Source organism: Enterobacter sp. Lyrl_3 (genome assembly GCF_051948675.1).
In the GTDB taxonomy this organism is placed as follows: domain Bacteria; phylum Pseudomonadota; class Gammaproteobacteria; order Enterobacterales; family Enterobacteriaceae; genus Enterobacter; species Enterobacter cloacae.
Window position 1 is genome coordinate 188,769 of the sequence record NZ_JAYJLI010000002.1, and the last position, 12,813, is coordinate 201,581.

At 54.5% G+C, this 12,813-nt stretch carries 12 protein-coding genes; 8 read left to right on the top strand and 4 right to left on the bottom strand.

Annotated features, from left to right (window positions below):
• Nucleotides 1-15 precede the first annotated feature (15 nt).
• From abgT to uspE, 5 genes are all read left to right on the top strand, one after another.
• Nucleotides 16-1,542: a p-aminobenzoyl-glutamate transporter gene (gene abgT, locus VF709_RS06085; RefSeq protein ID WP_020688271.1), complete on the top strand. Its 1,527-nt coding sequence runs from the start codon at nt 16-18 to the stop codon at nt 1,540-1,542.
• Nucleotides 1,543-1,552: 10 nt separating this feature from the next.
• Nucleotides 1,553-2,068, top strand: coding sequence for a methylated-DNA--[protein]-cysteine S-methyltransferase (ogt, locus tag VF709_RS06090; RefSeq protein WP_013096864.1), 516 nt, complete (start codon nt 1,553-1,555; stop codon nt 2,066-2,068).
• A 183-nt stretch (nt 2,069-2,251) separates the two neighbouring features.
• Complete coding sequence (gene fnr, locus VF709_RS06095; protein ID WP_006174991.1) at nt 2,252-3,004, top strand: fumarate/nitrate reduction transcriptional regulator Fnr; 753 nt, start codon at nt 2,252-2,254, stop codon at nt 3,002-3,004.
• Nucleotides 3,005-3,172: 168 nt separating this feature from the next.
• Nucleotides 3,173-3,325: a hypothetical protein gene (locus VF709_RS06100; RefSeq protein ID WP_023620353.1), complete on the top strand. Its 153-nt coding sequence runs from the start codon at nt 3,173-3,175 to the stop codon at nt 3,323-3,325.
• A 109-nt stretch (nt 3,326-3,434) separates the two neighbouring features.
• Nucleotides 3,435-4,385, top strand: a complete 951-nt coding sequence (uspE, locus tag VF709_RS06105) for a universal stress protein UspE (RefSeq protein WP_013096866.1) — start codon at nt 3,435-3,437, stop codon at nt 4,383-4,385.
• Between the two features lie 40 nt (nt 4,386-4,425).
• Here the strand turns inward: uspE and VF709_RS06110 are convergent, their stop codons facing one another.
• From VF709_RS06110 to pntA, 3 genes are all read right to left on the bottom strand, one after another.
• Nucleotides 4,426-5,535, bottom strand: coding sequence for a mechanosensitive ion channel family protein (locus VF709_RS06110; RefSeq protein ID WP_020688272.1), 1,110 nt, complete (start codon nt 5,533-5,535; stop codon nt 4,426-4,428).
• Between the two features lie 106 nt (nt 5,536-5,641).
• The gene (pntB, locus tag VF709_RS06115; protein ID WP_013096868.1) at nt 5,642-7,030 is read right to left on the bottom strand and encodes a Re/Si-specific NAD(P)(+) transhydrogenase subunit beta; all 1,389 of its coding nucleotides are present in this window, start codon (nt 7,028-7,030) and stop codon (nt 5,642-5,644) included.
• Between the two features lie 10 nt (nt 7,031-7,040).
• Nucleotides 7,041-8,570 carry a Re/Si-specific NAD(P)(+) transhydrogenase subunit alpha gene (gene pntA / locus VF709_RS06120; RefSeq protein ID WP_020688274.1) on the bottom strand — a complete coding sequence of 510 codons (1,530 nt, stop codon included), beginning with the start codon at nt 8,568-8,570 and terminating at the stop codon, nt 7,041-7,043.
• A 534-nt stretch (nt 8,571-9,104) separates the two neighbouring features.
• On the opposite strand from pntA, the gene ydgH reads away from it, so the two are divergent.
• From ydgH to folM, 3 genes are all read left to right on the top strand, one after another.
• Nucleotides 9,105-10,049, top strand: coding sequence for a DUF1471 family protein YdgH (ydgH, locus tag VF709_RS06125; protein WP_149896437.1), 945 nt, complete (start codon nt 9,105-9,107; stop codon nt 10,047-10,049).
• 185 nt (nt 10,050-10,234) lie between these two features.
• On the top strand, nt 10,235-11,617 hold the full coding sequence (locus tag VF709_RS06130) for an amino acid permease (RefSeq protein WP_013096871.1): 1,383 nt from the start codon (nt 10,235-10,237) through the stop codon (nt 11,615-11,617).
• Between the two features lie 39 nt (nt 11,618-11,656).
• A complete protein-coding gene (gene folM, locus VF709_RS06135; RefSeq protein ID WP_149896438.1) occupies nt 11,657-12,379 on the top strand; it encodes a dihydromonapterin reductase in 723 nt (240 codons plus the stop codon).
• Here the strand turns inward: folM and VF709_RS06140 are convergent.
• On the bottom strand, nt 12,376-12,711 hold the full coding sequence (locus VF709_RS06140; RefSeq protein ID WP_013096873.1) for a GlpM family protein: 336 nt from the start codon (nt 12,709-12,711) through the stop codon (nt 12,376-12,378). The two genes, folM and VF709_RS06140, sit on opposite strands and share 4 nt — an antisense overlap.
• Nucleotides 12,712-12,813: the final 102 nt, after the last annotated feature.

Here is a 12,813-nt window from a genome sequence, read left to right on the forward strand (position 1 = left end):
TCCCGAGGAACGCCCATGAGTATGTCATCCATACCTTCGCATTCCCCATCCGGTAAGCTCTATGGCTGGGTTGAAAGGATCGGCAATAAAGTGCCACACCCTTTCCTGCTTTTTATCTGGTTAATCGTGGTTTTGATGGTGGCGACAGCCGTGCTGTCCGCCTTAGGGGTGAGCGTGCGCAGCCCGGCCGATGGCAGCATGGTAAGCGTAAAGAACCTGCTGAGCATTGAAGGGTTGCACTGGTTTTTACCGAATGTGATTAAAAACTTCAGCGGTTTTGCGCCGCTGGGCGCCATTCTGGCGCTGGTGCTGGGGGCCGGTCTGGCTGAGCGCGTTGGCCTGCTCCCCGCGCTAATGGTGAAAATGGCTTCTCACGTCAGCGCACGCTACGCCAGCTATATGGTGCTGTTTATCGCGTTTTTCAGCCACATCTCTTCTGATGCCGCGCTGGTGATCATGCCGCCGATGGGGGCGCTGATCTTCCTTGCCGTCGGGCGTCACCCCGTGGCGGGTCTGTTGTCGGCAATTGCCGGTGTGGGATGCGGTTTCACTGCCAATCTGCTGATCGTCACCACCGATGTCCTGCTTTCGGGGATTAGCACCGAGGCGGCGAAAACAATCGATGCGGCCATGCACGTCAGCGTGATCGACAACTGGTACTTTATGGCCAGTTCGGTCATCGTCCTGACGCTTGTTGGCGGGCTGATTACCGATAAGATCATCGAGCCGCGGTTAGGGAAATGGGAAGGCCGTAGTGACGAAAAGCTGGAAACGCTGAGCAAAGAGCAACGCTTTGGCCTGCGTGTCGCCGGGATAGTCTCGCTGGTATTTATCGCGATGGTGGCGCTGATGGTAGTGCCGGAGAACGGTATTCTGCGCGACCCGGTGAAACATACCGTCCTGCCCTCGCCGTTTATACAGGGCATTGTGCCGCTGATCATTCTGTTTTTCTTTGTCGTGTCGCTCGCGTATGGCATCGCCACCGGCAAAATCCGCCGCCAGGCCGATCTGCCGCAGCTGATGATTGAGCCGATGAAGGAGATGGCGGGCTTTATCGTGATGGTCTTCCCGCTGGCCCAGTTTGTCGCCATGTTTAACTGGAGCAACATGGGCAAATTTATGGCCGTTGGCCTGACCGATGCGCTGGAAGCCGCCGGGTTAAGCGGCGTCCCGGCGTTTGTGGGTCTGGCGCTGCTGTCGTCACTGCTGTGCATGTTTATCGCCAGCGGATCCGCCATCTGGTCGATTCTGGCCCCCATTTTCGTGCCGATGTTTATGATGCTGGGCTTCCATCCGGCCTTTGCGCAGATCCTGTTCCGTATCGCCGACTCCTCGGTGATCCCGCTGGCGCCGGTTTCGCCATTCGTACCGCTGTTTTTGGGCTTCCTGCAGCGCTATAAACCGGAGGCGAAGCTGGGTACCTACTATTCGCTGGTTTTACCCTATCCGCTTATCTTTTTAGGGGTATGGCTGGTGATGCTGGTGGCATGGTATCTTGTCGGCCTGCCGATAGGACCGGGTATCTACCCGAGGCTGAATTAAAGGAAAGAGGATGCTGAGATTACTCGAAGATAAAATTGCAACGCCGCTTGGGCCGCTGTGGGTTATCGCCGACGAGCAGTTCCATCTGCGTGCCGTGGAATGGGAAGAGCACAGCGATCGCATGGAAGAGCTGCTCAACATCCATTACCGCGCCCAGGGTTTTGAGCGTATCAGTGCCACCAATCCAGGTGGGCTGAGCGACAAGCTGGCGGCGTACTTCGAGGGCGATCTCAGCATCATCAATGACCTGCCAACCGCCACGGCCGGTACGCCATTCCAGCGTGAAGTCTGGCAGGCGCTACGCGATATTCCGTGTGGTCAGGTTATGCACTACGGACAGCTCGCAGAACAGTTAGGCCGCGCGGGCGCGGCGCGGGCGGTGGGTGCCGCGAACGGTTCTAACCCCGTCAGTATCGTGGTGCCCTGCCATCGTGTGATCGGCCGCAACGGCACCATGACCGGCTATGCCGGCGGTGTGCAGCGCAAGGAGTGGTTACTGCGTCACGAAGGGTATCTTTTGCTGTAGTTTCCAGGCTTTTTGTGCTTAATTTTCTACCGGTTAGGCTAAAAATCCATAATCAAGCTGTGGAATTTCAAGAAGATGGCAACACGTTGCCGTCTCTTGTCCTTATTGATGGTTTGCCAGGCTTACGTACTTACCAAAAAGATGTTAAAATTGACCAATATCAATTAAGGCTTGAGCAAACCTATGATCCCAGAAAAGCGAATTATACGACGCATTCAGTCTGGCGGTTGTGCTATCCATTGCCAGGATTGCAGCATCAGCCAGCTCTGTATCCCGTTTACCCTGAATGAGCATGAGCTTGACCAGCTTGATAACATCATCGAGCGCAAAAAGCCTATTCAGAAAGGGCAGACGCTGTTTAAAGCGGGAGACGAACTGAAATCGCTCTATGCTATCCGTTCTGGCACCATCAAAAGCTATACCATCACCGAACAGGGTGATGAGCAGATCACCGGCTTCCATCTGGCAGGCGATCTGGTCGGCTTTGACGCCATCGGTACTGGCCATCACCCGAGCTTTGCGCAGGCGCTGGAAACCTCAATGGTCTGCGAAATCCCGTTTGAAACGCTGGACGATCTGTCAGGCAAAATGCCAAACCTGCGTCAGCAGATGATGCGTCTGATGAGCGGTGAGATCAAAGGCGATCAGGACATGATCCTGCTACTGTCCAAAAAGAATGCGGAAGAGCGCCTGGCTGCATTTATCTATAACCTCTCCCGCCGTTTCGCCGAACGTGGTTTCTCTCCACGTGAGTTCCGTCTCACCATGACCCGTGGCGATATTGGTAACTACCTGGGCCTGACCGTGGAAACCATCAGCCGTCTGCTGGGCCGTTTCCAGAAAAGCGGCATGCTGGCCGTTAAAGGTAAATATATCACCATCGAAAATGGTGAAGCGCTGGCTGTTCTTGCCGGCCACGCCCGCAACGTGGCATAAACCCCACGAATGATTGATGCCAGGCCGATAAATTTTTATGATTTATTGGTCTGGCAGGTAAGCACACCACTTCCCGCCCCTGCGACAGACATCCCCCGCTCCTGAAAGGTTCTCGTTGAGGTTAAATTGAGAGAAAGTTTATTTTTCGTTTCAGTTGTTATTGCCTCCGTGACCTTCCTCTTCATCTGGATCATGCTTGTCGGCCCAATGAAGGGAGAGGAAAAAACCTACGTTCAGGACTCCACCACGTTTGCCATCGTGGTGATGGTGCTGTTGTTGATTGCGTTTATCGCGGTGACAACGACGGTGCTATTCTTCTGAGATATTTTCATGAATTATTGATCTGGCAAAACCTTACCTCTGTTTCATTCAGGATATATAGGTTACTCTTTTAATTACAGACTGTGGTGACAGTAGTAAGGAGACCTGTATGGCAAAGTATCAAAACATGCTGGTAGCTATCGATCCTAATCAGGACGATCAGCCGGCATTACGACGTGCTGTGTATTTACATCAACGGATTGGTGGCAAAATCAAAGCGTTTTTGCCGATCTATGACTTCTCGTATGAGATGACCACCCTTCTGTCGCCTGACGAGCGTACCGCTATGCGTCAGGGAGTGATCAGCCAACGTACCGCGTGGATCCGCGAACAGGCGAAGTACTACCTGGAAGCGGGTGTGCCTATCGATATTAAAGTGGTCTGGCATAACCGCCCCTTTGAAGCGATTATCCAGGAGGTGGTCGCCGGTGGGCACGATCTGCTGCTGAAAATGGCGCACCAGCACGACAAGCTGGAATCCGTGATCTTCACGCCGACAGACTGGCACTTACTGCGTAAATGCCCGTGCCCGGTCTGGATGGTGAAAGATCAGCCGTGGCCTGAAGGCGGCAAAGCCGTCGTGGCAGTAAACCTGGCAAGCGAAGAGGATTATCACAATTCGCTGAATGAAAAGCTGGTCAAAGAGACGCTGCTGCTTGCCGAGCAGGTTAACCACACCGAAGTGCATCTGGTCGGCGCTTATCCGGTTACCCCTATCAATATTGCCATCGAACTGCCTGAATTTGACCCGAGCGTATATAACGACGCGATCCGCGGACAGCACCTGCTGGCCATGAAAGCATTGCGCCAGAAGTTCAGCATTGATGAGAACATGACGCATGTCGAGAAAGGATTGCCTGAAGAGGTGATCCCGGATTTAGCCGAACATCTGCAGGCAGGGATTGTGGTGCTGGGCACCATTGGACGGACCGGTATTTCTGCCGCGTTCCTGGGCAATACCGCAGAACAGGTGATTGACCATCTGCGCTGCGACCTGCTGGTCATTAAGCCGGATGAGTACCAGACACCGGTTGAGCTGGATGACCCGGAAGACGATTAACGTCAGTCTACTCGCCCGCCTCCCCGGCGGGCTTTTCTTATCAGCTCTCGATCGCTGTCTGTGTCTCTTCAGTTGATCGATCCTGCATCCACGGTGCGTGTAACACCATGCTGGGCAGCGCCAGCTTAATCTCCTGGGCGTTCAGCCCTTCGAGAATACGGATATTGATCTCCTGCTGGATATCCATGTATTTGTTGTAATCCGCCGTATTGACAATATGAACCACTTCAAACGTCAGGCGGTCACGGTCAAACCCGAGGAAATGGGCGCGATCGAACTTTGTCTCACCCACATCGGTGATGATCTGCCTGACCATATCCCCCACATAGCGCAGCTTTTCAGGCGGCGTGTCGCTGGCGACGCCAAACGTGAAGACGATGCGACGGGTCTGCATACGTTTATAGTTGTGGAGCGTCTGCTGAAGCAAAATGGCGTTACCGCAAACGATCTGCTCCCCACTCAGGCTACGAATACGGGTCGTTTTTAAGCCTATGTGTTCCACCGTTCCCGCCACGTCGTTGAACACCACGAAGTCACCAATTTCAAACGGTTTATCAAAGCCGATAGAAAGCGAAGCGAAGACGTCGCTCAGAATGGTTTGTACGGCGAGGGCGATAGCAATACCCCCTACCCCCAGGCTTGCCACCAGCGCGGTGATGTTGACGCCCGCGTTAGCGAGAATCGACAGCAGCATCACAGACCAGACGATAGCGCGAAGGATAAGACCGGTGATCACCAGGGTAACCGGATTTTTATGACTGCCGGGGGCCAGCATAACGTGTCGCAGCCACGACACCACGCCCTGATCCAGCCAGAGCGCCACCTGTATCGCGAAGACAAGGAACCAGGCGTGGCTTACGGTGCTAAAGAGCCGGTCGGGTAAATCAACAAAACGCAAGCTGATGAGCAGCGCCACGACAAAAAGCAGGAAGCGACTGGTGCGGTTAAGCATATCGGTCAGGATAAAACGCATCCTGTTTGTGGTTGGGTGCTTATCTCCCCAGGTTGTGATCCCTCTCTTAACGAATGCGATCAGGCGCGTCAGAAGCCAGTAGACCAGCAGCGTCACAACGATAACCGTGGCGACGTTTACCCAGAATGTCGGCGTCATCATCAGCTCCAGGATGTCGAAGCGGGACAAAAATTGCATTTCACCTCCTCGTAGTACACAAAGGATAAAGTATAGACAGAGGAGAAACGCTGACCGCAGAAATAAGAAAACCGCCCCGAAGAGCGGTTTTGGAGGAGAACGCGAATTACAGTGCTTTCAGGATCGCATCCACGCTGGCTTTGGCATCGCCAAACAGCATGTGGGTGTTCTCTTTGAAGAACAGCGGGTTCTGAACGCCAGCGTAGCCGGTGTTCATGGAACGTTTGAAGACAATCACGTTCTGCGCCTTCCACACTTCCAGAACCGGCATCCCGGCGATTGGGCTGCGTGGATCGTCCTGCGCCGCCGGGTTAACGGTGTCGTTGGCGCCAATGACCAGCACGGTGTCGGTGTCGGCGAAATCATCGTTGATCTCGTCCATCTCCAGCACGATGTCGTAAGGCACTTTCGCTTCTGCCAGCAGCACGTTCATGTGGCCTGGCAGACGCCCCGCTACCGGGTGGATGCCAAAGCGCACCTTAATGCCGCGCGCGCGCAGCTTCTCGGTGATTTCAGCGACCGGATACTGCGCCTGCGCCACCGCCATGCCATAGCCTGGGGTGATGATGACCGAGTGCGAGTTTTTCAGCATCTCTGCCGTATCTTCCGCGCTGATCTCACGGTGCTCGCCCACTTCTTCGTCAGAACCGGTCGAGGAGCCGTCAGAGCCAAAACCACCGGCGATAACGCTGATGAATGAGCGGTTCATCGCCTTACACATGATGTAAGACAGAATCGCACCGGAAGAGCCCACCAGCGCACCGGTGACAATCAACAGGTCGTTGCTCAGCATAAAGCCAGCCGCTGCCGCCGCCCAACCGGAGTAGGAGTTCAGCATCGACACCACAACCGGCATATCAGCCCCACCGATGGAGGCCACCAGGTGCCAACCGAACGCCAGCGCAATGATGGTCATCACCAGTAACGCCAGCACCTGCAGACCTACGCTTTCGGTACGCACAAAGACCACCAGCAGCACAAAGGAGACCACCAGCGCCGCCAGATTCAGCTTATGACGATTTGGCAGCATCAGCGGTTTGGAGGAGATCTTACCGCGCAGCTTACCGAACGCCACAATCGAGCCGGTGAAGGTCACTGCACCGATGAAGATGCCGAGGAACACTTCGGTCAGATGAATGTTGACCAGAATCGGCTCCATGCCCGGTTCGTGGTACAGATAGCTGTTGAAGCCCACCAGCACCGCCGCCAGACCCACGAAGCTGTGCAGGATCGCCACCAGCTCCGGCATTTCGGTCATTTCAACGCGTTTTGCCAGACGAATACCGATCGCCCCGCCGATGATCATCGCCACCAGGATCCAGGCAACGTTGCCGGTATCGGGTCCGAAAATAGTGGCAATCAGCGCAATCGCCATCCCGGCGATACCAAAGTTATTACCCTGCTGAGACGTTTCGTGCTTGGAAAGTCCCGCCAGACTGAAAATAAACAGGATTGCAGCAACAATGTATGCGGCTGTCACTAATCCTCCAGACATATGCTACCCCTTAGCCTTTACGAAACATTTTCAGCATGCGCTGAGTCACGGTGAAACCACCGAAAATATTGATACTGGCGATCAGCACCGCGATAAAGCTCAGGAAGCTAATCCAGCCGCCGTGACCAATCTGCAGTAACGCCCCGACCACGATGATCCCGGAGATGGCGTTAGTGACCGACATCAATGGCGTGTGTAGTGCATGGGAGACATTCCAGACCACGTAGTAACCCACCACGCAGGAGAGCGCGAAGACGGTAAAGTGGCCGAGGAACTCTTTTGGCGCGACATCGGCCAGCCAGCCAAACAGAATAATCGCCAGCGCCATGAGCGCGTATTTACGCCACGGAGAAGCCGGTTTAGCAGGCTCTGTGGGTTCTGGCGCCGCTTTCGGTGCTGCCTGAGGCTGGGCGGAAACCTGAATCGGTGGCGCAGGCCAGGTGATTTCGCCTTCACGCACCACGGTCACGCCGCGTACAACCACATCGTCAAAATCAACGGTGATGTTGCCATCTTTCTCTTTGCAGAGCAGTTTCAGCAGGTTAACGAGGTTAGTACCGTACAGCTGGGACGACTGCGTGGGCAGACGGCCAGGCAGATCCGTATAACCAATCACCTTCACGCCGTTGGCGGTCGTGGATACCTGGTTCGGCACGGTATATTCACAGTTGCCGCCGTTTTGCGCGGCCAGGTCGACAATCACGCTGCCCGGCTTCATGGTGTCCACCATCTCACGGGTGATCAGCTTCGGTGCCGGTTTACCCGGGATCAGCGCGGTGGTGACAATAATGTCCACCTCTTTTGCCTGCGCGGCAAAGAGTTCCATTTCCGCTTTGATAAAAGCTTCGGACATCACCTTCGCATAACCATCACCGCTGCCCGCTTCTTCCTTGAAGTCCAGCTCAAGGAACTCGGCGCCCATACTCTGCACCTGCTCCTTCACTTCCGGGCGGGTGTCAAACGCGCGGACGATAGCGCCCAGGCTGTTTGCCGCACCGATAGCCGCCAGGCCTGCCACACCGGCACCAATCACCATCACTTTTGCCGGCGGCACTTTGCCTGCCGCCGTGATCTGACCGGTAAAGAAACGGCCGAATTCATGGGCGGCTTCGACGATTGCACGGTAACCGGCGATGTTCGCCATTGAACTCAGGGCATCCAGAGACTGCGCGCGCGAAATACGCGGCACGGAGTCCATCGCCATTACCGTCACGCCACGTGCCGCCAGCTTCTCCATCAGCTCTGGGTTTTGGGCAGGCCAGATAAAGCTCACCAGCGTGGTGCCCGGGTTCAGCAGCTCAATCTCGCTCTCTTGCGGCGCATTCACCTTCAGAATAACGGGTGATTGCCAGACTTCAGCACCGTCCACCACGTCCGCACCAGCCTGAATAAAGGCCTCGTCATCGAAACTCGCCAGTTTGCCCGCGCCGCTTTCAATGGCGACGGTAAAACCCAGTTTAAGCAGTTGCTCCACCGTTTTTGGTGTCGCCGCTACGCGGGTTTCATTGGCAAACCGTTCTTTTGGTACCCCAATACGCATAGTTTTCCCTTCCATCGGTTTTTGATGATGGTTTATCGATAAATGCCCGCAGTTGCATCAAATTTCGCCATCCTTAGAGCGGCGGCAAATGAGTAACCCCGGAAAATAAAACAGTAACAAACTTTCTATAACCTACTGAAAATAGCGCCTGCGATCTACCGCCTGAAAACACTATTTCTTACATTATCTGTGAAAAATAAGCGAACGGCCTCGCTGACAGAGATATTTACCTTAAATTCATCCTCAGAACCGATAAATCGCGCAAGCGAAGCGGTAAAAACATGATATAGCGCCATATGAGATCAACTTATTAACATTAAATTAACTTGTAAAAGTCATATGCTTTATCACTTTTGCTTGTCAAACGCCTGTTTTTTCAACATATCACTAAATGTTATCGAATCAGATCCTTCGGTGAGCACAGGCTGTGAAAAATGGCGCAGACAGCAACAGGTTTTAAATGCCATAATCGGGACCGTCTCAAATTAACAACAATACCAGTACATGGTTTGCGCAAGGCGAAGGATTATTTTTATGAAGCTTAAGAACACACTCCTGGCGTCCGCACTTCTTTCCGCGACCGCCCTGTCTGCGAATGCCGCGACAGAGTTAACGCCGGAGCAAGCGGCAGCGTTAAAACCTTTTGACCATACGGTCATTGTGGGTCGTTACAACTCTATTGGCGATGCCGTTACCGCCGCATCAAAAGCCGCTGATAAAAACGGCGCAGCGTCGTTTTACGTGCTTGACCAGTCCGATCAAGGCAATAGCGGCAACCAGCGCGTGACCATTGCGCTGTACAAAGAGAATGCGCCAAAAGCTGACGCGCCGAAAAACCGCGTGATCAACGGCGTCGTTGAACTGCCTAAAGATCAGGCGATTGAGCTGGAACCGTATGACACCGTTACCGTTCAGGGCTTCTACCGCAGCCAGCCAGAAGTGAACGATGCCATCACCAAAGCCGCGAAACAGAAAGGGGCTTACTCGTTCTACATCGTGCGTCAGGTAGATGCTAACCAGGGTGGCAACCAGCGTATTACCGCGTTCATCTATAAAGCAGATGCGAAAAAACGCGTTCTGCAAAGCCCGGATGCCATCCCTGCTGATTCAGAAGCCGGTCGCGCGGCGTTAGCGAAAGGCGGCGAAGAAGCGAAGAAAGTCGAAATTCCAGGCGTAGCAACCTCCGCAGCGCCAAGCGCTGAAGTGGGCCGTTTCTTTGAGACGCAATCCACGAAAGGTGGCCGTTACTCCGTTACCCTGCCAGACGGCACCAAAGTTGAAGAGCTGAACAACGCCACGGCTGCGCAGATGGTGCCGTTCGACAGCATCAAGTTTACCGGCAACTATGGCAACGGTACGGAAGTCTCTTATCAGGTCGCGAAGCGCGCGGCGAAGAAAGGGGCGAAGTACTACCACATCACCCGCCAGTGGCAGGAACGTGGTAACAACATGACCATCAGCGCCGATCTGTACAAGTAACAAAACGCTTCATTAAAGGCGGCGTAATGCCGCCTTTTTTTGTTACTTTTTTTGAATTTCTGCTACACATCATTGCATGCGTTCGTGACACTCCGTAAAATCCCGCGCCTTAGTGTGATCCACCATTTTTATGCGCCTGTGCGAAATAATTATTCTGGATTTGGACCTTTCATAACAGGAAGCCAATGGAAAAGAAACTTGGCCTGAGTGCTTTAACTGCACTCGTTTTAAGCTCAATGCTGGGTGCGGGGGTATTCAGTTTACCGCAGAATATGGCGGCCGTCGCAAGCCCTGCCGCACTGCTGATTGGCTGGGGGATTACCGGCGTTGGCATTTTGCTGCTGGCCTTCGCCATGCTGCTGCTGACCCGTATTCGTCCCGATCTCGATGGCGGTATTTTCACCTACGCGCGGGCCGGTTTTGGGGAGCTGATTGGCTTCTGTTCCGCGTGGGGTTACTGGCTGTGTGCGGTGATCGCTAACGTCTCCTATCTGGTTATTGTCTTCTCGGCGCTCAGTTTCTTTACCGATACGCCCGAGCTGCGTCTCTTTGGTGACGGCAACACCTGGCAGTCGATTGTCGGGGCGTCGGTGCTGCTGTGGGTCGTACACTGGCTCATTTTGCGCGGCGTCCAGACAGCGGCAAGCATTAACCTGGTGGCGACGCTGGCCAAACTGGTTCCGCTCGGGCTGTTTATTGTGCTGGCGTTTATGGCATTCCGTCTGGATGTATTTAAACTCGATTTCACTGGCCTTGCGCTGGGCGTCCCCGTCTGGGAGCAGGTGAAAAACACCATGCTGATCACCCTGTGGGTTTTCATTGGTGTTGAAGGTGCGGTGGTGGTCTCTGCCCGCGCGCGCAACAAGCGCGACGTCGGACGCGCCACGCTGCTGGCGGTGCTGGCGGCCCTCGGTGTCTATCTGCTGGTGACGCTGCTGTCGCTGGGTGTGGTGGCTCGTCCTGAACTGGCCGAAATGCGTAACCCATCCATGGCCGGTCTGATGGTGAAAATGCTCGGTAGCTGGGGCGATGTGGTCATTGCCGCGGGGCTGATTATCTCCGTCTGCGGGGCTTACCTGAGCTGGACCATCATGGCGGCGGAAGTGCCTTTCCTGGCTGCCACGCACAAAGCGTTTCCGCGTCTGTTTGCCCGTCAGAATAAAAACAGTGCGCCGTCAGCGTCGCTCTGGCTGACGAATATCAGCGTTCAGGTCTGCCTGGTGCTGATCTGGCTCACAGGTTCGGACTATAACACCCTGCTGACCATCGCCTCGGAGATGATTCTGGTACCCTATTTCTTAGTGGGTGCGTATCTGTTAAAAATCGCCACTCGCCCGGCGCATTATGCGGTAGGGATCGGCGCCTGTATTTACGGTTTGTGGTTGTTGTATGCTTCCGGGCCTATGCACCTGCTGCTGTCGGTGGTGTTGTATGCGCCGGGCCTGCTGGTGTTTATCTATGCCCGCCGTACTCATCAGCTGGAGAACGCGCTTAAACGCCGTGAAATGGCCCTCATCGGGCTGTTACTGGTTGCTGCCGTACCGGCAACCTGGATGTTAATGGGATAACCCTGCGTTTCCCATTGTTGAACTGAAAAGGAGAATACGATGGGAACTGCGCAGCATCGCCCAATACTGATCACCGGTGGAGGCCGTCGTATCGGCCTCGCCCTCGCCCATCACTTTCTCAACCTTCGCCACCCGGTCATTGTCAGTTACCGCACGGAATACCCCTCGATAGACGGGCTACGAAAAGCAGGTGCAACCTGTATTCAGGCTGATTTCTCCACCGACGACGGCATTCTTGCCTTTGCGGATAAGGTCAAATCAACGACCCACGGTCTGCGGGCGATTATCCATAACGCCAGCGCATGGCTTGCAGAAAAACCCGGTACGTCGCTCCGCGAAACGCTCGCCTGTATGCTGCAGATCCACGTCAATGCCCCCTATTTGCTTAACCATGCCCTACAGGATCTGCTGCGCGGCCACGGCCATGCCGCGGGTGACATTATTCATTTCACCGATTATGTGGTGGAGCGCGGGAGCGACAAACACATCGCTTATGCGGCGAGTAAAGCCGCACTGGATAACATGACGCGTTCATTTGCCCGCAAGCTGGCACCAGAGGTCAAGGTGAACGCCATCGCCCCGGCGATGATTTTATTCAACGAGGGCGATGATGCCGAGTATCGTCAGCAGGCGCTGAATAAATCCCTGATGAAAATCGCCCCTGGCGAGAAAGAGGTCATCGATCTTATCGATTATCTGCTCACCAGCTGTTACGTCACCGGCAGAACCTTTGCCGTGGACGGCGGGCGACCGCTGCGCTAGTGATAGCGGCTCCAGAAGAAAATCAGCACCCAGGCGCTGAGCCCCCAGCAGACCACCGCCCCGCCCAGCGCCAGGGGAAGCCGCAGAAAGCCCGTGAAATACCACAAGGACAACAGGTAGAGAAAGTAAGGGATGATTGACCACATGCCAAACACAATGGTGGTGCGCAGCGCCTCAGTGCCGCGTTCCGAGGCGACAATGTAGTGTGCAATGAGCGCAAACGTCGGGAAGAGCGGAATCAGCCCGGCAATGTAGTAATTTTTGGTTTTTGCCAGTACGCCAATCAATAACACCACCAGCGCGCCCAGCGCGGCTTTTATCGCCAGCCCCATGCTTTTTCCTATAACAATCAAGTAACAATATGAGTCAGAATAACGGAACTGACGTTAATTTTGAAAGATTAATGGAAGGTTAAGGTTACGCGGTGTATGTTG

Coding starts and splice junctions, on each gene's coding strand:
- ydgH (WP_149896437.1), top strand. CDS start 9,105: ATGAAGCTTAAGAACACACTCCTGGCGTCCGCACTTCTTTCCGCGACC.
- uspE (WP_013096866.1), top strand. CDS start 3,435: ATGGCAAAGTATCAAAACATGCTGGTAGCTATCGATCCTAATCAGGAC.
- pntB (WP_013096868.1), bottom strand. CDS start 7,030: ATGTCTGGAGGATTAGTGACAGCCGCATACATTGTTGCTGCAATCCTG.
- VF709_RS06110 (WP_020688272.1), bottom strand. CDS start 5,535: ATGCAATTTTTGTCCCGCTTCGACATCCTGGAGCTGATGATGACGCCG.
- pntA (WP_020688274.1), bottom strand. CDS start 8,570: ATGCGTATTGGGGTACCAAAAGAACGGTTTGCCAATGAAACCCGCGTA.
- ogt (WP_013096864.1), top strand. CDS start 1,553: ATGCTGAGATTACTCGAAGATAAAATTGCAACGCCGCTTGGGCCGCTG.
- folM (WP_149896438.1), top strand. CDS start 11,657: ATGGGAACTGCGCAGCATCGCCCAATACTGATCACCGGTGGAGGCCGT.
- VF709_RS06140 (WP_013096873.1), bottom strand. CDS start 12,711: ATGGGGCTGGCGATAAAAGCCGCGCTGGGCGCGCTGGTGGTGTTATTG.
- VF709_RS06130 (WP_013096871.1), top strand. CDS start 10,235: ATGGAAAAGAAACTTGGCCTGAGTGCTTTAACTGCACTCGTTTTAAGC.
- abgT (WP_020688271.1), top strand. CDS start 16: ATGAGTATGTCATCCATACCTTCGCATTCCCCATCCGGTAAGCTCTAT.
- fnr (WP_006174991.1), top strand. CDS start 2,252: ATGATCCCAGAAAAGCGAATTATACGACGCATTCAGTCTGGCGGTTGT.